Origin of the sequence: Methylobacterium sp. Leaf456, assembly GCF_001425465.1 — a bacterium.
Lineage (GTDB): Bacteria > Pseudomonadota > Alphaproteobacteria > Rhizobiales > Beijerinckiaceae > Methylobacterium.
The window spans coordinates 261511-283341 of record NZ_LMQV01000002.1 but is presented as its reverse complement, the minus strand read 5'-3'; the positions used below and the strand labels follow the sequence as shown (position 1 = coordinate 283341).

General features: G+C 69.9%; 17 protein-coding genes and 3 pseudogenes. 7 read left to right on the top strand and 13 right to left on the bottom strand.

Going from position 1 to position 21831, the window contains the following annotated elements; genetic code table 11:
• Positions 1–5: 5 nt before the first annotated feature.
• From ASG52_RS03465 to ASG52_RS03450, 5 genes and pseudogenes are all read right to left on the bottom strand, one after another.
• Positions 6–1859: an ABC transporter ATP-binding protein gene (locus ASG52_RS03465; RefSeq protein WP_056239047.1), complete on the bottom strand. Its 1854-nt coding sequence runs from the start codon at positions 1857–1859 to the stop codon at positions 6–8.
• A 178-nt stretch (positions 1860–2037) separates the two neighbouring features.
• Positions 2038–2581 (bottom strand): annotated as a pseudogene (locus ASG52_RS28160) (ABC transporter ATP-binding protein); the annotation flags it as partial.
• 1 nt (position 2582) lies between these two features.
• Positions 2583–2929 (bottom strand): ATP-binding cassette domain-containing protein (locus ASG52_RS28155; protein WP_286158923.1); only part of this gene is annotated, 347 nt, incomplete at its 3' end.
• Positions 2923–3918, bottom strand: coding sequence for an ABC transporter permease (locus ASG52_RS03455; RefSeq protein WP_056239044.1), 996 nt, complete (start codon positions 3916–3918; stop codon positions 2923–2925). The genes ASG52_RS03455 and ASG52_RS28155, both read right to left, overlap by 7 nt.
• A gap of 10 nt (positions 3919–3928) precedes the next feature.
• Positions 3929–5014, bottom strand: coding sequence for an ABC transporter substrate-binding protein (locus ASG52_RS03450; RefSeq protein ID WP_056239042.1), 1086 nt, complete (start codon positions 5012–5014; stop codon positions 3929–3931).
• A gap of 490 nt (positions 5015–5504) precedes the next feature.
• Here ASG52_RS03450 and ASG52_RS03445 point away from each other — a divergent pair, with 490 nt between their 5' ends.
• The 5 genes and pseudogenes from ASG52_RS03445 (at position 5505) to ASG52_RS03425 (ending at position 9422) form a co-directional block, all read left to right on the top strand.
• Positions 5505–6617, top strand: a complete 1113-nt coding sequence (locus tag ASG52_RS03445) for an acyl-CoA dehydrogenase family protein (protein WP_056239039.1) — start codon at positions 5505–5507, stop codon at positions 6615–6617.
• Between the two features lie 14 nt (positions 6618–6631).
• The gene (locus tag ASG52_RS03440) at positions 6632–7729 is read left to right on the top strand and encodes an LLM class flavin-dependent oxidoreductase (RefSeq protein WP_056239036.1); all 1098 of its coding nucleotides are present in this window, start codon (positions 6632–6634) and stop codon (positions 7727–7729) included.
• Positions 7729–8425, top strand: a pseudogene (locus ASG52_RS03435) (ABC transporter substrate-binding protein); the annotation flags it as partial. The gene ASG52_RS03440 and the pseudogene ASG52_RS03435, both read left to right, overlap by 1 nt.
• A gap of 1 nt (position 8426) precedes the next feature.
• A partial coding sequence (locus ASG52_RS03430; protein WP_502691020.1) for a type 2 periplasmic-binding domain-containing protein occupies positions 8427–8867 on the top strand: 441 nt, incomplete at its 5' end.
• 21 nt (positions 8868–8888) lie between these two features.
• Positions 8889–9422 carry a cupin domain-containing protein gene (locus ASG52_RS03425; protein WP_056239033.1) on the top strand — a complete coding sequence of 178 codons (534 nt, stop codon included), beginning with the start codon at positions 8889–8891 and terminating at the stop codon, positions 9420–9422.
• 141 nt (positions 9423–9563) lie between these two features.
• Here ASG52_RS03425 and ASG52_RS03420 read toward each other — a convergent pair whose 3' ends face one another.
• The 8 genes and pseudogenes from ASG52_RS03420 to ASG52_RS28150 all read right to left on the bottom strand — a co-directional run.
• Positions 9564–9836 carry an usg protein gene (locus tag ASG52_RS03420; protein ID WP_056239029.1) on the bottom strand — a complete coding sequence of 91 codons (273 nt, stop codon included), beginning with the start codon at positions 9834–9836 and terminating at the stop codon, positions 9564–9566.
• Positions 9837–9979: 143 nt separating this feature from the next.
• Positions 9980–11113 carry a metallophosphoesterase gene (locus ASG52_RS03415; RefSeq protein ID WP_056239494.1) on the bottom strand — a complete coding sequence of 378 codons (1134 nt, stop codon included), beginning with the start codon at positions 11111–11113 and terminating at the stop codon, positions 9980–9982.
• Positions 11114–11364: 251 nt separating this feature from the next.
• Positions 11365–12252, bottom strand: coding sequence for an alpha/beta fold hydrolase (locus tag ASG52_RS03410; RefSeq protein ID WP_056239025.1), 888 nt, complete (start codon positions 12250–12252; stop codon positions 11365–11367).
• A gap of 106 nt (positions 12253–12358) precedes the next feature.
• On the bottom strand, positions 12359–15328 hold the full coding sequence (fdhF, locus tag ASG52_RS03405; protein WP_056239023.1) for a formate dehydrogenase subunit alpha: 2970 nt from the start codon (positions 15326–15328) through the stop codon (positions 12359–12361).
• A gap of 76 nt (positions 15329–15404) precedes the next feature.
• Entirely contained in the window at positions 15405–17123 is a 1719-nt protein-coding gene (locus ASG52_RS03400; protein WP_056239019.1) for an NAD(P)H-dependent oxidoreductase subunit E, read from the bottom strand.
• A 59-nt stretch (positions 17124–17182) separates the two neighbouring features.
• Positions 17183–17491: a hypothetical protein gene (locus ASG52_RS03395; RefSeq protein WP_056239009.1), complete on the bottom strand. Its 309-nt coding sequence runs from the start codon at positions 17489–17491 to the stop codon at positions 17183–17185.
• A gap of 334 nt (positions 17492–17825) precedes the next feature.
• Positions 17826–18023 (bottom strand): hypothetical protein, encoded by a 198-nt coding sequence (locus ASG52_RS26845; RefSeq protein WP_156383764.1) that lies wholly within the window; start codon positions 18021–18023, stop codon positions 17826–17828.
• 892 nt (positions 18024–18915) lie between these two features.
• A pseudogene (locus tag ASG52_RS28150) lies at positions 18916–19029 on the bottom strand (acyl-CoA dehydrogenase); the annotation flags it as partial.
• A gap of 150 nt (positions 19030–19179) precedes the next feature.
• Here ASG52_RS28150 and ASG52_RS03385 point away from each other — a divergent pair.
• Positions 19180–19908 carry an SDR family oxidoreductase gene (locus ASG52_RS03385; protein WP_056239003.1) on the top strand — a complete coding sequence of 243 codons (729 nt, stop codon included), beginning with the start codon at positions 19180–19182 and terminating at the stop codon, positions 19906–19908.
• Positions 19909–20267: 359 nt separating this feature from the next.
• A complete protein-coding gene (locus ASG52_RS03380) occupies positions 20268–21812 on the top strand; it encodes a carbohydrate porin (RefSeq protein ID WP_056238999.1) in 1545 nt (514 codons plus the stop codon).
• Positions 21813–21831 lie beyond the last annotated feature (19 nt).

The following is a 21831-nucleotide window of genomic DNA, read 5'->3' as shown; positions in this document are numbered from 1 at the left end:
GCGGTTCAGCGGTAGGCCGCCGCCTGCAGCTCGAACAATTCGGCGTAGCGCCCGCCGCGCGCGACAAGCTCTTCGTGCGAGCCGGCCTCCAGCACCCGGCCGTTGCCCAGCACGACGATGCGGTCGGCCCGGCGCACGCTGGAGAAGCGGTGCGAGATGAGGAGCGCGGTCCGCCCGCGCGCCAGCGCGCGGAGGCGGGCGAACACCTCGGCCTCGGCGCGGGCGTCGAGCGCCGCGGTCGGCTCGTCGAGGACCAGCACCTCGGATTCGCGCATGTAGGCGCGGGCGATGGCGAGCTTCTGCCACTCGCCCCCCGACAGATCGACCCCGTCCTCGAAGCGCCGCCCCAGCCGCTGGTCGTAGCCCGCGGGCAGCCGCGCCACCACGGCGTCGGCGAGAGCCCGGCCCGCGGCGTCCTCGATCCGCTCCGCCTCCGCCCGCGCCGCGATGCGCCCGACCGCGATGTTCTCCCCCGCCGTCAGGTCGAAGCGGACGAAGTCCTGAAAGATCACGCCGATGCGCGTGCGCAGCACGTCGGGGTCGTAGTCGCGCAGGTCGCGCCCATCGAGCAGGATGCGCCCCTCGGTCGGGTCGTAGAGCCGGGCCAGGAGCTTGACGATCGTGGTCTTGCCGCTGCCGTTCTCGCCCACCAGCGCCAGCACCTCGCCGGCCCGGATCGTCAGTGAGAGGTCGCGCACGGCCCAGCGCTCCGCGCCGGGATAGCGGTAGCCCACCGCCTCGAACACGAAGCCGTCGCGGATCGGCGTCGGGAATGGGGCGGGCTGCGCCGGCACCGGCAGGCGGGGCGCAAGCGCCAGGAAGCCGAACAGGTCGTCGAGATACTGCGCCTGCCCCGAGAGTTGGGACAGGCCGAGCAGCAGCCCCTCGACGAGGCCGCGCAGGCGCAGGAAGGCGCCGGTCAGGAAGGTGAGATCGCCGAGCGTCAGCGTGCCGGTGGCCGTGCGCAGCGCGATCACGCCGTAGGCGAGGTAGTAGGCGAGCGTGCCGAGGCTGGCGAACAGCCCGCCCGCGATCGCCCGTCGCCGCGCGAGTCGGGTGTTCTCACGCAGCGCTCTATCGGCGAGGACGCGGAAGCGCTCGGCGAGGTATCCGCTGAGGCCGAACAGCTTGATCTCCTTGGCGGTCTCGGCCCCGGCCCCGAGCTGGCGCATGTAGTCGCCCTCGCGCCGGTCCGGCGAGCGCTGGTAGGCGAGGCGGTAGCCCTGGCGGTTGAAGTGGAGTTCGTTGAGGAAGGCCGGGATCAGCGCGAGCACCAGCAGCAGCACGGCCCAGGGCAGGAACGCCACGACGGCGACCGCCAGCGACAGGGCGGTCAGCGCGTCCTGAAGCTGGCCGAGGAGCTGGCCCATGGGGTTGGCCCGCCACGCCACCTGCCGCCGGGCGCGCTCCAGCCCGTCCTGCACGGCGGGGTCCTCGAACTGGGCGAGATCGAGGGTGGCGGCGTGCGCCATCAGCCGGAGCGTGGTGGCGTTGCCGGTCATCTCGGCCAGCACCCCATCGACCAGGGTCGTGGCCCGCCCCAGCAGATCGGAGGCGAGTGCCAGCGCGAGCTCCGCCCCGATCAGGAGGCCGACCTGCCGCAGGTGCGGATGGGCGAGCCAGTCCGCGGCGCTCGCCAGGGCGTCGGCCCGCCCGGCCACGACGGTGTCGACGACGAGCTTGGCGAGGTAGAGCATCAGCGCCGGGATCGCCGCGCGGGCCAGCCGCAGGCCGATGCTGGCGAGCGTCAGGGCGCGGCTCGTCGCCCAGGCGAGGCGGAACAGCGCCGGAAGGTGCCGGAACGGACCGATCCGCGCCGCGGTCGCGCTGCGAAGCCGCTCTGTGGTCGATGACTGCAAAACGCGCGTCGCGCCGCTCGGGCGTTCCCTGATGTGCCGAAGGGCAACGACCCCATCCCATACGGGATCGCCGCACGTTCCGGGGCGGCGACGGCACGCGACACGGTGGCGCCCGCGGGTCCGGCCGCCGCTCATGCGGATTCCACTTTTCCGCATCGGCCCGGAAGGGAGCAGCCGATCAGATCGGTTGGCCGAGGATGCCGAGGATGGTGCGGCGCAGGCGCACCAGTTCGGGATCGTCGCGGTGGCGCGGATAGGGGAGATCCACGGGTAGGTCGGCGCGGATCGCGGCGGGGCGGTCGGAGAGCACGATGACGCGCTCGGCCAGCACCAGGGCCTCCTCGACGTCGTGGGTGACGAGGAGTGCGGTGAAGCGCGTCTCCTGCCACAGCCGCAGGATCTCGGCCTGGAGCGCGAGCCGGGTCAGGGCGTCGAGCTTGCCGAGCGGCTCGTCGAGCAGCAGCAGGCGCGGCGCGTTCACCAGCGCGCGGGCCAGCGCCGCGCGCTGCGCCATGCCGCCGGAGAGCTGATGGGGAAACACCTCGGCGAAGCCGTCGAGCCCGACGAGGCGAAGCGCCGCCCGTACTTTTTCCGCGCGCTCGAGCCGTGGGACACGGCGCGCCTCCAGCCCGAGCATCACGTTCCCGCGCACCGTCCGCCAGGGATAGAGCGTCGGGTCCTGGAACACGAGGAGGCGCGACGGGTCGGGGCCTTCGACCCGGNTCCAGCCCGAGCATCACGTTCCCGCGCACCGTCCGCCAGGGATAGAGCGTCGGGTCCTGGAACACGAGGAGGCGCGACGGGTCGGGGCCTTCGACCCGCCGGCCGTCGACGGCGATGCGGCCCGCACCCGGCGGCTCCAGCCCGGCGACGAGGCGCAAGAGGGTGGACTTGCCGCAGCCGGAGGGGCCGAGCAGGGCCACGAAGCCGCCCGGCGCCACGTCGAGCGAGACGCGGTCGAGGACGGGCAGCGCCGCGCCGCGGATGTCGAAGGCGTGGGAGACGGACTCGACCGCGAGGCGCGATCCGGCCACATCGGCGATGGGGCGTTCGAGCGTCGCGGCTACCATTGCACCAGCCCCTTCTGCCAGGAGAGCGCCCGGTCGCGTAAGCGAAACAGCAGGCTGATGAGCCCGGAGCACATCAGCGCCATCACGATCAGCGCGGCGTAGAGGTTGGCGTAGGCCGCCCAGCCTTGGGCCCATTGCAGGTACCAGCCGAGGCCGGCCTTCACGCCGAGCATCTCCGCCACGACCAGCACGGCGAAGGAGCCGCCGAGCCCCATGAACAGCCCGACGAAGACGTGCGGCAGCGCCGCGGGCACCGCGACCCGCAGCACGAGGAAGGCGGGCGAGGCGCCGAGCGTGCGCGCCACGTCGAAATAGGCCTTGTTGACCCCGGTGACGCCCGACCACGTCAGCACCGTCACGGGGAAGCCGGTGGCGAGCGCGATCAGGAAGGTGCTGGCCGACCACGACGAGGGAAACACGAAGAAGGCGAGCGGCAGCCACGCGGTCGCGGGCAGCGGCCCGACGAAGCGCAGGATCGGATGGGCCCAGTAGCCCACCGCCTTCGACCAGCCGATGGCGACCCCCAGCACGAAGCCGAGGCTCGCACCGATCAGGTAGCCCCCGGCCAGCAGCTTGAGCGAAGCGAGGATGCTGCCGCCGAGCCGGGGCCAATCGTCGAGGAACACTTCCAGGATCGCCTGCGGCGGCGGGAAGAACGGCATCGGCAGCCACGCGAACTTCGCGGTGATCAGCTCCCAGGCGAGGAAGCCCAGCGCCACGAGCGTCAGCCACGGCGTCCAATGCGCCAGAGAGGCCCCGGCCCGGCCGAGACGGGCCCAGAGGGCGGCGAGCGGCGCCAGGGTAAGGCCGAGGGCGAGTGCCCCGCCCGCGAAGGTCGCGGTGTAGGCAAAATCGCCTTCTTCGGGCAGGGCGTAGGTCGCCGCCGCCAGCGCGAGCCATGCCGCCCCGAGGGCGAGCGCCCGCAGCGGCGGGCCGGGAAGGCGCGCCGCTGCGGGCAGGGTGCCGGCGAAACCGGTGAGATGGGCCATGGGGGCGCCCTCAGCTCAGCACGTCGGCATAGACGCGCTCGGCGAACTTGGCGGTGTCGGTCGAGCGCTTGAGGACGTTCACCTGTTTCAGTTCGTCGCCGTAGAGCACGAGCTGGCGCTTGAGGTCGGCGCCGACCGGGCGGTCGCCGTGGTGCTGGCTCCGCAGCATCGCGGCCAGATCCTCGACCGAGCCCCGTCCGCCGTAACCGGAGAAGATGCGGGCGGCGTCTTCCGGGTCCGCGTGGAGGCGGTGGCCAGCCTCCAGCACGGCGCGGGTGAGCGCGCTGGCGGCCGCGCGATCGCCCCGGATCAGGCTGCCGCGCACGGCGACGACGCAGCAGGTGCGGTCGGCGTACTCGCCGGACAGGTTGGTGGCGACTTCCGCGAATTTCGGGTCCTTCAGCCAGATCCACGTGCGCGGATCGGAATCGGCCAGCGCCTGCGCCTCGCCCTTCTCGACCGCGAGGTTGAGGAGATCGGCCGGGTAGGGCCGCCACTCGACGCCGGTCTCGGGATCGATGCCGGCCTTGGCGAGCAGGAGCGCGAAGAAATTCTTGGCCGGGCTGGCGTGGTCGCTGATCGCGATGGTCTTGCCCTTGAGCGATGCGATGTCGGTGATGCCGGCCGATTTCGCCCCGAGAAGCCGCAGGCAGCCGCCGTGCAGGCCGGCGGTGATCTTCACGTCGAAGCCCTGCTCCAGGGGTTTCAGCCAGCGGAGCGCCATGCCGATGCCGGCATCGGCCTTGCCGGTGGCGATGGCCTCCAACAGCGCCTCGGTCGAGCCGCCGAAGTTGACGAACTCTACGTCGAGGCCGTGGGCGGCGAAGAGGCCGCGCTCCTTGGCGAGCGGCGCGGCGGCGGTGCAGATCGCGGTGGCGTTCCAGGCGAGCTTGATCGGTTTCAGCCGGCCCGCAGTCGCCTCCGCGGCGGTGGGGCGGCAGATCGGGCCGGGATCGAACGGCACCGCCGGGCCGGGGCCCCAGGCCCGCACGCCGCCCATCCCGAACCCGAGCGGCAGGGCCGCCGCGGCGGCACCCGCGCGCAGCAGGGACCGGCGCGACGGCAGGAGGCCGGGGCGCGGGGGCTCGTCGGTCATGGTCGTCTCCGAGATAGGGCACGCGCGCGGACATCCGCCCGGTGAGCCGGGACGGCGTGGCGCATCGATAGGGGGAACGGCCTCGTGGGTCGGGCCGATGTATTCAGTCTTCAATCATGCATCGGCGAAGTCAACCGAAGCATTTTTTTAAGATAGGCCGTGCCTTGTGATGGAATTTTTCGAAGACGACCTGAGCGAGAAGATTTTCCATCCCGTGGTTCGGTTCGCCGAACATCGGCGCCATGATCGGAAGCTTCGAGCGAAGTCCTATCGCAGTTGCGTCCGCAGCAGATGTCCTGCGCGTCGGCAACGGGGCAGAGCGTGATCTTCCGGCATTCCGTGGTGGGCGGGCAGAACCTCCTTCCGAGGGCCCCGACTTTGGAAACACGTTTCGTTGACCGCGTGAGGGCTCGCGTCGAGCATGGGGACACCGCTTGCCGATCGTTGCCGCACGCCGCCCGGCCCCCTCACCCTTACCCCATGCCCCTCGATGACCACGGCCTCCGCGCCCCTCGACACTGCCCGCACGCTCGCCGAACGCTTCGCCGCCGGCGCGGCCGAGCGCGACCGCACCGCCGCCTTCCCGCACGCGCCCCTCGCGGCCCTGCGCGAGGCCGGCCTGATCGGGCTCGCCGTGCCGGCGCGACTCGGCGGCGGCGGGGCCGGGCTGGCGCGGGCGGCGCAGGTGGTGGGGGCGGTCGGTGCGGGCGATCCGGCGGTCGCGCTCGTGCTGGCGATGACGCTGCTTCAGCACGGGTTGATCCATCGCGAGGGCACGCCGTGGCCGCGCGCGCTCGCCGACCGGGTCGGGCGGGAGGCCGCGGCGGACGGCGCCCTCATCAATGCGCTGCGGGTCGAGCCCGACCTCGGCACGCCGGCCCGCGGCGGCCTACCCGCCACCATCGCCCGGCGCGACGGCGGCGACTGGCGCCTCACGGGGCGCAAGATCTATTCGACCGGCGCGCCGGGGCTCGCCTACGGCCTCGTCTTCGCCCGCACCGACGAGGCCGAGCCGCGGATCGGCCGCATCGAGGAGACCTGGGACCATCTCGGCCTGCGCGCCTCGGGCAGCCACGACGTGGTGTTCGAGGATGTGCGCGTGCCGGGCGACCACGGGGTCGATCTGCGCCGCCCGGAAGAGTGGCGCCGGCCCGATCCGCTGCAACAGGCCTGGAGCTGCGCCCTACTCGCCGCCCTCTACGACGGCGTCGCGCGGGCAGCGCAAGCGTGGTTCGTGCGCTTCCTGCACGAGCGCGTCCCCGGCAGTCTCGGCGCGCCGCTCGCCGGCCTGCCGCGCTTCCACGAGGCGGTCGGCGAGAACGAGCGGCTGCTCTCCGTCAACGCCCGGCTCGTCGCAAGCCTCGCGGCCGAGTCTGACGCCGGCACGCCGCCCGCGCCGCAGGAGGCAGGCTTCGTCAAGCTGACCGTGACCGAGAACGCGATCCAGGCCGTGCAGCGGGTCTCCGAGCTGTGCGGCAACGCCGCGCTGTCCCGAAAACATCCGCTGGAACGGCACCTGCGCGACGTCCTGTGCGCGCGCATCCACTGGCCGCAGGGCGACGCGGTGCGGGTCGCCGCCGGCCGCGCCGCGCTCGGCCTTTAGACAAGGAGAACCCCATGAGCCTGCTGCCGCCGGACGCCACCGAGTTCATCGGCTTCGTCGCCCCGCACGAGGTCTCCGAGTCGCGCGCCCCGCGGGGAGCATCCATCGAGCCCGATTACCTGCGCCTCCTGGCGCAGGCGCACGAGCGCGGCGGGTTCGATCGGGTGCTGGTGGCCTTCTACGCGACGGCGCCCGACCCGCTGCTGATCGCCGCCGAGATCGCCGCCGCGACGCAGCGGATCGGGCTGATGATCGCCCACCGCACCGGCTTCACCGCGCCGACCGTCGCGGCGCGCCAGTTCGCGACGCTCGACCGGCTCACCGGCGGGCGGGTGGCGATCCACGCGATCAGCGGCGGCGACGACCGCGATCTTGCCCGCGACGGCGACCACCTCACCAAGGACGAGCGCTACGCCCGCACCCGCGAGTTCCTCGACATCCTGCGTCTGTCGTGGACCTCGCAGACGCCGTTCGACTACGCAGGGACACATTACCGGATCGAGGGCGGCTTCTCCGAGGTGAAACCGGTGACGACGATTCCGGTCTATTTCGGCGGCGCCTCGCCCGCCGCGCTCGCGGTGGCGGGCCGGCACGCCGACACCTACGCGCTCTGGGGCGAGACCCAGGCGCAGGTGCGCGAGCTGATCGGCCGGGTGCGGGCGGCGGCCGCCCCGCACGGGCGGGCGCCCCGCTTCAGCCTGTCGCTGCGGCCGATCCTGGCCGAGACCGAGGAGCGGGCCTGGGCGCGGGCGGACGCCGTCCTCGCCGAAACCCGGCGGCTGCGGGCCGCCCGCGGCCTCGGGCCGGCCGCGACGCCGCAGAACGAGGGCTCGCGCCGGCTGCTGGCCGCGGCGGCGGAAGGGCCACGCCTCGACAAGCGGCTCTACACCGCGATCGCCGCCGAGACGGGCGCGTCGGGCAACTCGACGGCGCTGGTCGGCACGCCCGAGCAGGTCGCCGACGCGCTGCTCGACTATCACGATCTCGGCGTGCGGACCTTCCTGATCCGTGGCTTCGACCCGCTGGAGGACGCGATCCAGTACGGGCGCGAACTGCTGCCCGCCTTCAGGCACCTGTTGGCCCGCCGCAGCGCCGCGGCGGAGGCCGCGTGATGGCCCGCCTCCTCGTTCTGATCGCGCTGGCGCTCGCCGCCCTCGCGCCGGCCCGCGCGGAAGAGACGTTGCGCGTCGGGGACCAACGCGGCAACGCCCGCGCCCTGATGGAGGCCGCGGGCGTGCTCGACGGCCTGCCCTACCGGCTCGAATGGAGCGAGTTTCCCGCCGCCGCCCCGCTCTTGGAGGCGCTGAATGCGGGGGCGATCGATGCGGGTGGGGTGGGCGACGCGCCCTTCACCTTCGCCGCCGCCGCGGACGTGCCGGTCAAGGCGTTCCTGGCCTTCCGCAACCGGCAGGACGGGCTCGCCATCCTGGTGCGGCCCGATTCCGCGATCCGCAGCGTGAAAGACCTCGTGGGGAAGCGCATCGCCACGAACCGCGGCTCGATCGGCCATCAGGTCGTGCTCGCCGCCCTGGAAGAGGCGGGCGTGCCCGCGGACGGCGTGCAGTTCCGTTTCCTGCCGCCCGCCGACGCCAAGCTGGCGCTGACCTCCGGCGCGGTCGATGCGTGGTCGACCTGGGAGCCCTACACCTCCGCGGCCGAACTCGCCGGGCTCGTGCGGGTGGTCCGCGACGGCAACGGCATCACGCCGGGGTCTCAGCTACGCGGTGGCGAACGAGGCCGCGCTCAAATCGAAGCGCGCGCTGCTCGCCGACTACGCCGCCCGCCTCGCCAAGAGATCGGAAGAACGTNGCGGTCGATGCGTGGTCGACCTGGGAGCCCTACACCTCCGCGGCCGAACTCGCCGGGCTCGTGCGGGTGGTCCGCGACGGCAACGGCATCACGCCGGGTCTCAGCTACGCGGTGGCGAACGAGGCCGCGCTCAAATCGAAGCGCGCGCTGCTCGCCGACTACGCCGCCCGCCTCGCCAAGGCCCGGGCCTGGGCGCTGACCGATCCGGCGCCCTACGCCGCCGCATGGTCGCGGCTGATCGGCCTGCCCGAGGCGGTGCCGTTGCGCTGGTTCGGGCGGGCGCAGTACCGCACCGTGCCGATCGACGAGAGCGTCGTCGCCGACGAACAGCGCATCATCGATCTCTACGTCCGCGCCGGCCTGATCCCGGCGGCCCGCGCCCCGCGCGCCGAGGCGATCCTCGACACCGGATTTTCCGACGCGCTCGCCGTCATGCGATGATCGCGCAGGAGGCTTTTGGACATGCACGATATCGGCCACACCCACGATCACGAGCCCCACGACCACGACCCTAACCACGACCACGATGCGGGCGCCGCCGCGCGCTGGAAGCACGACGGCGTGCGGGTGATCCCCGGCGACCGGCTCGACCCCAACACCGCCCAGACGCCCGGCATGTTCCGGCAGGCGGCGGTCAACGCCGCCCGCGTCGGCGCCCAGAAAATCTGGGCCGGTACGGTGGCGATCGAGCCCGATGCCAAGACCGGCGTGCACCACCACGGTGCGCTGGAGAGCGTGATCTACATCGTCTCCGGCCGCGCCCGGATGCGCTGGGGCGAGCGCCTCGAATACGTCGCCGAGGCCGGCCCCGGCGACTTCATCTTCGTGCCCCCTTACGTCCCGCATCAGGAGATCAACGCCTCGACCGACGAGCCGCTGCACTGCGTGCTGGTGCGCTCGGACAACGAGGCGGTGGTGGTCAACCTGCCCGACGTCGAGACCGCCGAGCGGCCCGAGACGGTCTACTGGGTCGATCCAATCCACAAGCAGCCGTAAGGCGAGCGTGCTCGCATCGCGGGTTCGAAGGGCAAGCCCTTCGCGGGTCCAGGGCGGAGCCCGGTCGGCGAAGCCCATCTCGGGGCTCCGCCCCACACCCCGCCAAAGGGATGATCCCTTTGGGATCCCGGGACTTGCCCTTCAGTGCAGGTGGAACTCGCCGGAGACCGTCGTCAGCTCGGCCGGCTTGATCAGGCGGCTGTGCATGACCCGCACCGAGTGCAGCGGCCCGTCCAGGCGCTCCTGCCAGAAGGCCAGGAACCGCTTCAGCTCGGGAAAGCGCGGAAACAGGTCGAGCTGCTGCCAGACGAAGGTCTGGAGCAGGTGCGGGTGATCGGGCAGGTGATACAGGATCTCGGCCGTGGTCAGACCGTAGCCGTCGAGCCTGCGGCGAAACTCCGATGACAAGGCCATGCATCCACCTCCTCGAAACAGGGTGACCCGCGGGCGCGGCCGGGGCCGCGTCGCGACGGGGCCCGGTCCGGGCGGAGCGGGCAGAGGCAGTCTGAGCAACAAAGGTGCCGCCAAGCTTGCGGCACGCCGGACCCGGTTTTTCGTCAACGCGCGCGGGGCCGAACCGCGGTCCGCAGCGTGATGCGCGTCAGCTCGGATGGCGGGCCCAGCCGCAGGGCGAAGCCCGGCCACAGGCCCGTGCCGTTGTTGACGTAGAGCGTCATGCCCCCGACCGCGTAGGCGCCCGAGACGAAGCCGGCGTTGGCCCGTGCGACCAGCCGGTCGAGACCCGCGATCATCCCGCCATGGGTATGACCGGAGAGTTGCAGGGCCACGCCCTTCGCCGCCGCCCGGGCCGCCGCCCTCGGCTGATGATCGAGCAGGATGACGGGGGCATCGGCCGGGGCGCCGGCCAGCGCCGCATCGAGGTCGTGGGCCGGCTGGCCCGCATGCGCGGCCGAGAGGTCGGTCACGCCGGCCAGGACCAGGGCCTCGTCGCCGCGCCGCAGGACCGTGTGGCGGTTGGCGAGCACGCTCAGACCCAGATCGGCATAGCGGCGCATCCACGCCGCGTATTCGAAGAAGTATTCGTGGTTGCCGGGGATCAGCCAGACCCCGTCGGGGGCCCGCAGATCGCGCAAGGGTTCGACGTCGGCGCGGCGGGCGGCCAGCGACCCGTCGATCAGGTCGCCGGTGATCACGACGAGATCGACGCCGAGCGCGTTGGAGCGCGCCACGACCTCGCGCGCCCAGGGCTCCGGAAAAAGGCGGCTGAGATGCAGGTCGGTCAGTTGGAGGAGCCTGTAGCCGTCGAAGGCGGGCGGAAGGTTCTCGATCTCGATCGCGACGTCCTTGAGCGGCGGCACGCGCAGGGCCTGCTGCACGGCGACCGCCGACAGGAGCATGGCCAGGACGGCCGCGGCGTAGCGCCAGCCCACGGGCACGATCCAACCGTTTCCGGGCACGAGCCGGCCGGCCAGCGCCACGAGATCGAGCGCGATCAGCATCGTCGCCAGCAGGGCGAGGGTGCCGAAGGCCCAGTTGAACAGGACGACCAGCGCGCGGGGAAACTCCGGCGCGAACACCGAGCCGGACGAGAGGCGGCTCCACAGGTGATACTGGGACGCGACGAGCAGCAGCACCGCGACTGCGGCCTTCAGCGCGAACGGCCAGGGCAGCGGCCATACCACCCTGGCGATGATGTAGAGGCCGGGCAGACCGAAGATCATGTGGAACATGGACCGTCCGAGCGGGGCGAGGGTGGGGTGACCGCGACGCGCGGGGACGATCTCGCCGCCGTGATGGATGCCGCGGCGATGCGGTGACGGAGTGGGCTTGCGGCCACCTCTCTTCGAGGCCTCGGTGACGCCGAGCCTGTTCGCGGCTACGGCATTGGCCATCCGGCCCGCGGTGACGCGGCGCACACGGCGTCAAGCTTGCGCTGTGGCGATCCCGATCCGGGACGGACGGGCCGCCGCAGCGAACGGGTTCATCCCAGGAATTGCAGCAACGCCGCGGCGACCTCGTCCGGGCGCTCTTCCTGGAGCGTGTGGCCGCAATCCAGCGCATGGCCGCGCACGTCCCGTGCCTTCTCCCGCCACGTCCCCAGCACGTCGTAGGTCCGCCCGACTGTCCCCTTGGCGCCCCACAGCGCCAGCACGGGAACCTCGATGCGCCGCTCGGCGTCGGCGGCATCGTGCTCCAGATCGATCGTCGCGGCGGCCCGGTAGTCCTCGCAGATCGCGTGACGCGTGGCCGGATCGCAGTAGACGCGCAGATACTCCGCGAACAGCTCCGGGCTCGGCGAACCGGGTGTCTTCGATTGCCCCTCGACATGGGTGCGCAGGAAGAACTCCGGGTCGGCTCCGATCAACCGCTCGGGCAGCGGCGCGGGCTGGATCAGGAAGAACCACCAGAAGTACCGGGTGGCGAAATCCTTGTCGGTGCGGGCGTACATCGTCGCGGTCGGCGCGATGTCGAACAGAGCGAGCCGCGTCACGGCGTGGGGATGATCGAGGGCGAGGCGATGGCCGACCCGTCCGCCGCGGTCGTGGCCGACCACGGCGAAGCGCTCATGGCCGAACCGAGCCATCACCGCAACGGCGTCGGCGGCCATGCTGCGCTTGGCGTAGGCGACGTGGCGCTCGCCGCCCTCCGGCTTGTCGGAATCGCCGTAACCGCGCAGGTCCATCGCCACGACGGTGAAACGCTCGGCCAGACGCGGCGCGACGTGCTCCCAGGTGGCGTGGGTCTGCGGATGGCCGTGCATCAGCAGGACGGGCGGCCCCGACCCGCCGACGGCGGCCCGAATCCGCACGGGTCCGGCCTCGATGTCGTGCAAGGCGAAGCCGGAGAGGAAAGGGGCCGGTCCGAGCATGGCGGTCTCTCTCATGGCAAGCAGGCGCACGGGGCTGGATACCGTATCCCGCCCCATGCGCCAGTTTGCCGTGCCGCCCTCGATATAGGCCGGTTTCAGAGCCCGATCACTCGGCCGCCATGGTCGCGGTCGCCACGGGGGCGACGCGCGCGGCGCAGAACTTGAACTCGGGGATCTTGCCGAGCGGGTCGAGCGCCGGGTTGGTCAGGAGGTTGGCGGCGGCCTCGGCGTAGCAGAACGGCATGAAGATCATGCCGGCCGGCACGTCGCGGTCGGAGCGCACCTTCAGCTCGACGGCGCCGCGCCGAGTCTCCAGCCGCATCGCGCCGCCGGGACGCAGGCCCAGGCGATAGAGTTCCTTGGGCGCCATGAAGGCCACCGCCTCGGGCTCCAGCGCGTCGAGCACGCCCGCGCGCCGGGTCATCGAGCCGGTGTGCCAGTGCTCCAGCACGCGGCCGGTCGAGAGGACCATCGGGAACTCGGTGTCCGGCACCTCGTCCGGCGGCACGATCGCCGCCGGGACGATCTTGGCGCGCCCGCTCTCGGTGGGGAAGCCGGCATAGAAGATGATCTCGTTGCCGGGCTGGTCCGGGGCATCGACCGGATAGGTCACCGCCCCCTCGCGCTCCAGGCGCTCCCAGGTGATGTTGTTCAAGGACGGCATCACCTGCGCCATCTCGGCGAAGATGTCGGCCGGGCCGGCGTAGTTCCAGTCGAGACCCATCCGCCGGGCCAGTTCCTGGATGATCCACCAATCCTGGCGCGCGTCGCCGGGGGGCGCGACCACCGGCTGGGCGATCTGCACGCGCCGGTCGGTGTTGGTGAAGCTGCCGGCCTTCTCGGCAAACGCCGAGGCCGGTAGCACCACGTCGGCGTGGAAGGCGGTCTCGGTCAGGAACAGGTCCTGCACCACGAGATGGTCGAGCATCGCCAGCGCGTGGCGGGCGTGGTTGAGGTCGGGGTCGGACATCGCCGGGTTCTCGCCCTCGACGAACATGCCCTTGATCTCGCCCGCGTGGATCGCGCGCATGATCTCGACGACCGTGAGGCCCTTCTGCGGATCGAGGGACTGGCCCCAGAACGCCTCGAACAGCTCGCGCACGGCCGCCTTCTCGACCGACTGATAGTCCGGGTAGACCATCGGGATCAGGCCGGCGTCGGAGGCGCCCTGGACGTTGTTCTGGCCGCGCAAGGGGTGCAGGCCGGTGCCCGGACGGCCGATTTGGCCGGTGATGAGGGCGAGCGCGATCAGGCAGCGCGAGTTGTCGGTGCCGTGGACGTGCTGGCTGACGCCCATGCCCCAGAAGATGATCGAGGACTTGGCCCGGGCGTAGAGGCGCGCCACCTCGCGCAGGGTCTCGGCGTCGATGCCGCAGACCGGCGCCATCTTCTCCGGCGTGAAGTCGACGATCTTCTCCTTCAGGGCCTCGAAGTTCTCGGTGTAGCCGGCGATGTACTGCTCGTCGTAGAGCCTCTCCGTGATGATCACGTTGAGCATCGCGTTGAGCATCGCCACGTCCGAGCCGGGGCGGAAGGCGAGATGCTTATGGGCGTGGCGCGACAGGGTCTGGCGCCGCGGGTCCATGATGATCAGCTTGGCGCCGTGCTGCTTCACCGCATTCTTCAGGAAGGTCGCGGCGACCGGGTGGTTCACGGTCGGGTTGGCGCCGATCACCACGATCACCTCGGCGTCGAGCGCCGCCGAGAACGGCGCGGTCACCGCACCCGAGTTCAGCCCCTCCATGAGGGCGGCCACCGAGGAGGCGTGGCACAGCCGCGTGCAGTGATCGACGTTGTTGGTGCCGAAGCCGAGGCGCACGAGCTTCTGGAAGAGGTAGGCCTCCTCGTTCGAGCCCTTGGCCGAGCCGAAGCCCGCGAGCGCCCTGCGCCCGTCCGTGTCGCGGATGTGCTTGAGGCCGCCCGCCGCGCGGTCGAGCGCCTCTTCCCAGGACGCCTCGCGGAAGTGCGTCCAGGGGTTGGCCGGATCGACCTGATCGTTGGCGTCCTTGGCCACGTTGTCCAGGCGGATCAGCGGCACCGTCAAGCGGTGGGGGTGGTGGACGTAGTCGAAGCCGAAGCGGCCCTTGACGCAGAGCCGGTTGTGGTTGGCCGGGCCGTTGACGCCCTCGGCGTAGACGATCCGCTCGTCCTTGACCTTGTAGGAGACCTGACACCCGACGCCGCAATAGGGGCAGAGCGACTTGACCTCACGGTCGGGATAGACGGTGCGGGTCTGGTTCGCGTCGAGATAGGCGGACGGCATCAGCGCGCCGGTCGGGCAGGCCTGGACGCACTCACCGCAGGCGACGCAGGTCGAGGCGCCCATCGGATCGTCGAAGTCGAACACGACCTTGGCGTCCGCCGAGCGGTAGGCCATGCCGATCACGTCGTTGACCTGCACTTCGCGGCAGGCGCGGACGCAGAGGTTGCACTGGATGCAGGCGTCGAGGTTGACGCTCATGGCCGGGTGGCTGACGTCGCTCGACCAGCGCTCGGAGGCCGGGAAGCGGCTCTCCGACACGTCGAGATAGTCGGCCTGAACCCAGAAATGCGACGACGGGTCGTGCGAGGTCGCGCGCTCGGGCTGGTCGGCGACCAGCAGTTCGAGCACCATCGCGCGGGCCTTGGTGGCGCGCTCGGTCTCGGTCTTCACCTTCATGCCGATGGCGGGCGTGCGCTTGCACGAGGCGGCGAGCACGCGCTCGCCCTCGATCTCGACCATGCAGGCGCGGCAATTGCCGTCCGGGCGGTAGCCGGGCTCGGGCTTGTGGCAGAGATGCGGGATGTGGGTGCCCAGCCGCTTCGACACCGCCCAGATCGTCTCGCCGGGCTGCGCCTCGACCTGCCGACCGTTGAGCTCGAACGCGATGGTCGCGGGCGCGACCGGGGCGTCCTTGAGGCCGAAGGTGCCGGTCGGCTCGGGCGCGGCCTGCCCGCCGGACTTGGCGCCCTGCGAGTAGGCGCCGCCGGAGGCGGTCTGCACACCGTCGGCCGGGCCGCCACCAGCTTGGCCGCCGGCATCTTGCCGACCGTTGGCGCGAATCTCCGGCCGCTCGGTCTTGTCGCCGCTGCTCATGCGTCCGCTCCAGGCTCTGGCTTCGTCGGGGCGTCGGTATCGGGGTTAGGCGTCGGGTCGGGCGTCACTTCAAGCGTCACTCGGCCGCCACGGCCCGCGGCTCCGGAAAAAGGTCCGGAAAATACTTGATCACGGTGCTGACCGGGTTCGAGGCCGCCTGTCCGAGACCGCAGATCGAGGCGTCGCGCATGCATTGCGCGAGGTCACCGAGAAGTTCGGTGTCCCACACGCCGTTCTCCATCAGCATGCGGGCCTTCTGGGTGCCCGAGCGGCAGGGCGTGCACTGGCCGCAGGATTCGTCCTCGAAGAACCGCATCAGGTTCAGCGCGGCGCCGCGCACGTCGTCCCGGTCGGACAGGACCACGACCGCGGCCGAGCCGATGAAGCAACCGTATTTCTCCAGCGTGCCGAAATCGAGCGGGATGTCGTTCATCGACGCCGGCAGGATGCCGCCCGAGGCCCCGCCCGGCAGGTAGGCCGCGAAGCTGTGGCCCTCGCTCATGCCGCCGCAATACTCGTCGATCAGTTCCTGGATGGTGAGGCCGGAGGGCGCGAGCTTCACGCCCGGCTCCTTCACCCGGCCCGAGACCGAGTAGGAGCGCAGGCCCACGCGGCCGTTGCGGCCGTGGCTCTTCCACCAATCGGCGCCGCGCTCGATCAGGTCGCGCACCCAGAACAGGGTCTCGATGTTGTTGATCAGCGTCGGGCGGTTGAACAGGCCGACCTGGAACGGGAAGGGCGGCTTGTGTCGCGGAAGGCCGCGCTTGCCTTCGAGCGATTCGATCAGCGAGGATTCCTCGCCGCAGATATAGGCGCCCGCGCCCCGGCGCAGGTGAATGCGGGTGCCGCCCTCGGGCAGCCGGGCGATCTCGCGGGTCAGGATTTCGCGGGAGATCGGGTACTCGTCGCGCAGGTAGATGTAGACCTCGGCGGCCTCGACCACGTGGGCGCCGATCAGCATGCCTTCGAGGAAGCGGTGCGGGTCGGTGTTGAGGTAGAGCTGGTCCTTGAAGGTGCCGGGCTCGCCCTCGTCGCCGTTGACCGCCATCAGGCGGGGGGCCGGCTCGCCGCGCACGGAGCGCCACTTGCGGCCGGTGGGGAAACCGGCCCCGCCGAGGCCGCGCAGGCCGCCGTCGTCGAGCACCTTCAGCACGTCGTCGACGGGCATGTCGCCGCTGCGGAGCCGCTCCAGCACGGCGTAGCCGCCGGCCGCCCGGTAGGCGTCGTAATCGACGTAATCCGGGATGTGGGCGTGGGTGTCCTCGGCCTCGACCGCGGCGCGGACGGCAGCCGCATCGGCCTTGTGCAGGAAGTTGTGGCCGACCTCGACCGCGGGCGCGTGGTCGCACAGGCCGACGCAGGGGGCGCGCACGACGCGCACCGCATCGGAGGCGAGCTCGCGCTGGAGCGTCTCGACCAGTTCGTCGGCGCCGAACATCGCGCAGGTGATGCTGTCGCAGACCCGAACCGTCAGGCGCGGGATGTTCGCTTCTCCTTCCTTCACCACGTCGAAATGGGCGTAGAAGGTCGCGGTCTCGAACACCTCGGCGAAGGCGAGGCTCATCTCGTCGGCGAGGGCGGCGAGATGGTCGGCGCTGATCTGCCCGTAGGTGTCCTGAACCAGATGCAGGTGCTCGATCAGCAGGTCTCGCTGGCGCGAGCGGGTGCCGAGCAGGCCTTCGATCTCGACCTTGGCCTGCGGATCGACCTGACGACCCTTCGGCACCCCGCGGGCGACGCTGCGGCCACGGCCCGGATGCGCGAAGCGCCGGACAGTCCCCGTATCCTCACTCATGGCGCGACCTGTTTTCCAACTTGATGGGCGAACGGAGGGGATGCCGCGAGCGGCGGGGCTTACTGGCCACCGAAGGCCCTCAGGGGCTGCCCGGCTTCCGAGCGATGCCGGGTCGTGACCGCGGCCGAAGTCTCGTCGAGCGAGGCGATCCGCGGCCCGACCACCGCGTCGAGATCCGTCTCGAACGCGTCGAGCGCGGCGTTCAACCGCTCGATCCGGCCCGTCTCCCCGGCGGCGCCTGTTTCAGCGATGGCCGCCAGCAGGGCGTCCCGCACCTTGGCGACCAATTCCTCGGTGAGCGGCGGCTTGGCTTGCGTAGCGTAAGCCTCCGCGGCAGCGCTCGCCAGTCGGCTGGCATCCATGGACATGCCTAGCGGGACACCTGGGAGAGGAAGCGACGCATTTCGAATCCGGCCATGTCGGCATCACACCATTCTGAGATATAATGCATGTGTATGCCGAACTGGGATCATTTCAAACTGCATCGGGGGCATACCCCGCCAGCGTCTTGCGCATCCGCTCACCCGGTCATTGCACGCGATTCTGCGGCTAATCCGATGCTTCTGGGGCCAGGGAGAATGTAAAATTCTCAGTATATATGCGAAAACGGCAAGCAATATCCGCCTTTCGGATATGTTATGCCCCGCGTAGTGCCATCGATACGCATAAATTATTCCGGTCGTATGGCCGATTGGATTTTCTCTAGGGTGGATTTGGGTCCTCGAGCGCCTCAGAGATACGCATCTGCAAATCTTCAGCATCTTTCGGAGAAAGAAGAATCAATGCTTCGTTCGTATCGGCTTTTTTAATACGAATAGCCATCGTTCTCCCGCCATCAATGAGAGATGCGCTCACGATACGCACGGCGGAAAACATATCGGTCGCAGCTGTTTCCGACACGGCATCACATCATGTTGGACGGGTGAGATGGCGCGTGGGCGCCTATCCGATCAACGGCAAGCAAGTTGTCGCACGACGCGCCCGATGGACCATCGTATAATGTCCGCTTCGCTCTACGTCGCAGCATCTGCTTCCGTCAACCTGCGAACCTGAGACAGAAATACGCTAAAGGCGTTCCAGAGTTCAAATTTTCCCTGACGCTGCCGGACCATATGAAAAAATCGCAGGTTTGAGCGGTCACATAGGACTTATGCATCATATTGCAGGTTCGCTTGCCGGGTGGAGCCGCACTGCGCCATCGACCGATATCGGGCCAGCGGATGCCGAACCGCCGCCTTCCGCCCCAACGCTGCTCTTGGCTGCCCTTACGCCGGAGGACGCCGGGTGACGGCACGGTCGCGCTCTCGGTCGCCAACCCGTGCGCGCGTTCACTCTCGATGTGTCGGGTTCGCCCGCCCCGCACGGACCGGAACGCGACGACACGGTCGGCTCGAGCCTCGTGCTTGCGGCGATCCGCGATCGCGTGGGGTTAGGCAGGCGCGTCGTCGACCAGCGACTTCGCCGAAAGCCGGCACGAGGCTCCATGAGGGCGGCAAGGGAACGAATGGGAGCATGATGGCTCTCACGCCGACATCCGCCACCGAGTGGAACGCCCGCGATCCCGGCCCACCACTCAGCGAACGCACTGATCAACGGCTGGGTCGCGGCATGGTCTTCAAGACACCAGGATGGAAGCTGTCTGCCGCGTCGGTTCTTATTTACAGGTCCAGGACGAGGATGGCTGCCGCCATCTCCCGTGCATCTCCAGCGTCCAGGCGGTCAGCGACCTGATACGCAATGAGACGTTCATCACCGCCGCGGGCCGGAAGATTCGGGTGCCGCAGCCGCTCGACGAGATCGTGCCGGGCAGCCCGCCGCCGGCCAGCGTGCCGAGATCGGGCTCGACCCGCAGCGCGTTGACGAGAGCGCCGTTCGTCACCGCCTCGTGCCCGCCGCGGTCAGCCAATAGTGATCGGCTGAGGTTTCGAGAAGCAGCGCCGGTCGGTCCTTTCGACCGCTTGTTCCGTGGTACAGGTCCGTAACACGGAACCTCCGCATTCCTCCCGGCCTGCGGGCCGGGGGCCCCTCCGGAAGACTGAGGAAGGAGAGAGAAGACGTGGCGAACGAACTGGACGGGAAAGTGGCCGTCGTTACCGGAGCGGCCTCGGGCATCGGCTTGGCGAGCGCGGAGGCGATGCTCGCGGCTGGCGCTCGTGTCGTGCTGGTCGATCGCGATCAAGCGGCGCTCGAGCGGATCTGTGGAGGGCATGGGTCGTCCGCTCTTCCGCTGGTCCTCGATCTGCTCGACCCGGTCGCCTGTGCCGCCCTGCTGCCGCGCGTGCTGGAGGCGGCGGGCCGGCTCGACATCCTGCACGCCAATGCCGGCAGCTACGTGGGGGGCGATCTGATCGACGCGGAGAGCGCGGCGATCGACCGGATGCTGAACCTCAACGTCAACGTGGTGATGAAGAACGTCCATGACGTCCTCCCCCACATGATCGAGCGAGGCAGCGGCGATATCATCGTGACCAGCTCGCTTGCGGCCCATTTCCCGACGCCCTGGGAGCCGGTCTACGCCTCCTCGAAATGGGCCATCAACTGCTTCGTGCAGACCGTGCGCCGTCAAGTGTTCAAGCACGGGATCCGGGTCGGATCGATCTCGCCGGGCCCGGTGATCACCGCGCTCATCGCCGACTGGCCGGCGGAGAAGCTGGCGGAAGCCAAGGCATCGGGCAGCCTGCTCGACACCGCCGAAGTCGCCGAAGTGGTGCTGTTCATGCTGACCCGGCCACGCGGCATGACCATTCGGGACGTGGTGATGCTGCCGACCAACTTCGATCTCTAGAGCATCATCCCGAAAGGTGGTCGCCGGCTTTCGGAAAAAGACGATGCGTCACAACAACCTAGAGCATCGTCCCGGATCCGATATCCGGGACGATGCTCTAGAAATCGACGTCGATCAAGACGGGCGGCCGAGGCGGAAGTACGGCACCGCACCGAGACCGCGAGCCCGCCGGGCACGCGTCGACCCCGCAGTGCGATTGCAACTCAGGGTGAGGCAAATTTGCCACGAGCCGGTCTGAACAGATCCATACAAAGCCGGCGTCGCGCGCCGGGCCTGACCAATCGCCTTTCGGCCTGTTAAGCTTCGTGAAGCCCCGCACAGACGGGGCCACGAGGGTAGGTCGAGCGGCGACAGGGGCGATGGCGATGAGGATCGTCGGCACGAAGGTGACTGCTGTCTCCGTGGGCGCGATGCTGTTCGCGGCCGGTGCGCAGGCCCAGGCGATGCCGTCGGACGAGACGCCCAAAGTGCTCCCTCACGCCGCTCCTTCGAAGCAGCGCCCCGCGACGCGCCATGTCGCCCTGTCGCAGACGCGGATCTCGACGGGAGCCCGGCCCCGTGCGGGGCGGCCGCAGGGGATCTCGGGCGTCGACACCGCCCGGGGCAATGCCGCGCAGCAGGGTGCCACGGCGGCCCCGCCGAAGCTCGCACAGGGTACGCTGGACCTCGGCAACGGCCTGACGTTCCTGTTGAACTACACGAGCGAATCGGCGGCGAACCCCATCGGCGGCATCCGCCAGGGCACGGCCTACGCCGCACAGCTCTTCTTCGGCATCGATGCGGATCTGAACCGGCTCGCCGGCATCGCGGGCGCCACGTTGCACACCATCGTGACGCAGCGCCACGGACGAAGCCTGTCGGGCGACTTCATCGGCAACGACACGTCGGTCCAGGAAATCTTCGGCGGCGGCCAGACATCCCGCCTGACGCTGCTCAGCTATCAGCAGAAGCTGTTCGACAATCGCCTCGACTTCGAGATCGGGCGCCTCAACGGCCAGGGCGCCTTCCTGATTTCACCGCTCTACTGCCAATTCCAGAACAATTCCACCTGCGGCTCTCCGACTTTCATTTTCAAGAACACCAATTTCACCTTCTTTCCGACATCGAGTTGGGCGGGGCACGCCAAGGTCTGGCTCGATGACGAATACAAATACTTCTTCCACATCGGCGCCTACGAGGTGAATCCGAGTTTTCTCCTGCCGACCGACAACGGCATCGACTTCTCGACCAGCAAGGCGACGGGCGCCGTCATCCCGATCGAGGTCGGCTACTCGACGACCTTCGCCAACGACGTTCTGCCTCGCAACTACGGCATCGGCGCTGTGATCGATCGTTCGCGCTACAACGATCCCGTGCGCGACGTGGCGGGCGGCGCGTTCGTGTTCTCCGGGCTCGACCCGTTCACGCAGTTCGGGCGATCACTGGTCTATGCCCGCTTCGACCAGATGATCTGGCGTCCGGACCCGGCGCAGCCACAAGGCCTGACCCTGTTCGGCGTGGCGATGAAATCCACCGGCGGCCGGCAGATCCAAGACTATTTCCTGGAACTCGGCCTCGTCCAGACCGGCACCTTCCGGGATCGCCCCTACGACACCGTCGGCTTCGTGATCTCGAACCAGAAATACGCGTCGCTCGGCTTCGCCAACATCCGCGCCGCCCGCGCGGCGCAGGGGCTCGATCCGCGGGACGTGGCGACCAACCAGATCATGATGGAGCTGAACTACGGCATCCAGCTCAACCCCGCCGCACGGCTGACGCCGCAGCTTCAGTACATCATCAATCCGGACCAGACCCGCTTCCCGTTCCGGCCCCGACCGATCCCGGACGCCTTCGTGCTCGGCGCGAAGTTCTCCTGCGACCTGTTCACGCTGTTCGGCTACGCGAAGGGGCCGGGCAGCATCTGAGCGGTGAGCCGGCCCGGCA

What these genes read in the sequence shown, in the direction of transcription:
- ASG52_RS03455 (WP_056239044.1), bottom strand. Translation starts at nt 3,918, where the DNA reads ATGGCCCATCTCACCGGTTTCGCCGGCACCCTGCCCGCAGCGGCGCGC.
- ASG52_RS03450 (WP_056239042.1), bottom strand. Translation starts at nt 5,014, where the DNA reads ATGACCGACGAGCCCCCGCGCCCCGGCCTCCTGCCGTCGCGCCGGTCC.
- ASG52_RS03445 (WP_056239039.1), top strand. Translation starts at nt 5,505, where the DNA reads ATGACCACGGCCTCCGCGCCCCTCGACACTGCCCGCACGCTCGCCGAA.
- ASG52_RS03440 (WP_056239036.1), top strand. Translation starts at nt 6,632, where the DNA reads ATGAGCCTGCTGCCGCCGGACGCCACCGAGTTCATCGGCTTCGTCGCC.
- ASG52_RS03425 (WP_056239033.1), top strand. Translation starts at nt 8,889, where the DNA reads ATGCACGATATCGGCCACACCCACGATCACGAGCCCCACGACCACGAC.
- ASG52_RS03420 (WP_056239029.1), bottom strand. Translation starts at nt 9,836, where the DNA reads ATGGCCTTGTCATCGGAGTTTCGCCGCAGGCTCGACGGCTACGGTCTG.
- ASG52_RS03415 (WP_056239494.1), bottom strand. Translation starts at nt 11,113, where the DNA reads ATGTTCCACATGATCTTCGGTCTGCCCGGCCTCTACATCATCGCCAGG.
- ASG52_RS03410 (WP_056239025.1), bottom strand. Translation starts at nt 12,252, where the DNA reads ATGCTCGGACCGGCCCCTTTCCTCTCCGGCTTCGCCTTGCACGACATC.
- fdhF (WP_056239023.1), bottom strand. Translation starts at nt 15,328, where the DNA reads ATGAGCAGCGGCGACAAGACCGAGCGGCCGGAGATTCGCGCCAACGGT.
- ASG52_RS03400 (WP_056239019.1), bottom strand. Translation starts at nt 17,123, where the DNA reads ATGAGTGAGGATACGGGGACTGTCCGGCGCTTCGCGCATCCGGGCCGT.
- ASG52_RS03395 (WP_056239009.1), bottom strand. Translation starts at nt 17,491, where the DNA reads ATGTCCATGGATGCCAGCCGACTGGCGAGCGCTGCCGCGGAGGCTTAC.
- ASG52_RS03380 (WP_056238999.1), top strand. Translation starts at nt 20,268, where the DNA reads ATGGCGATGAGGATCGTCGGCACGAAGGTGACTGCTGTCTCCGTGGGC.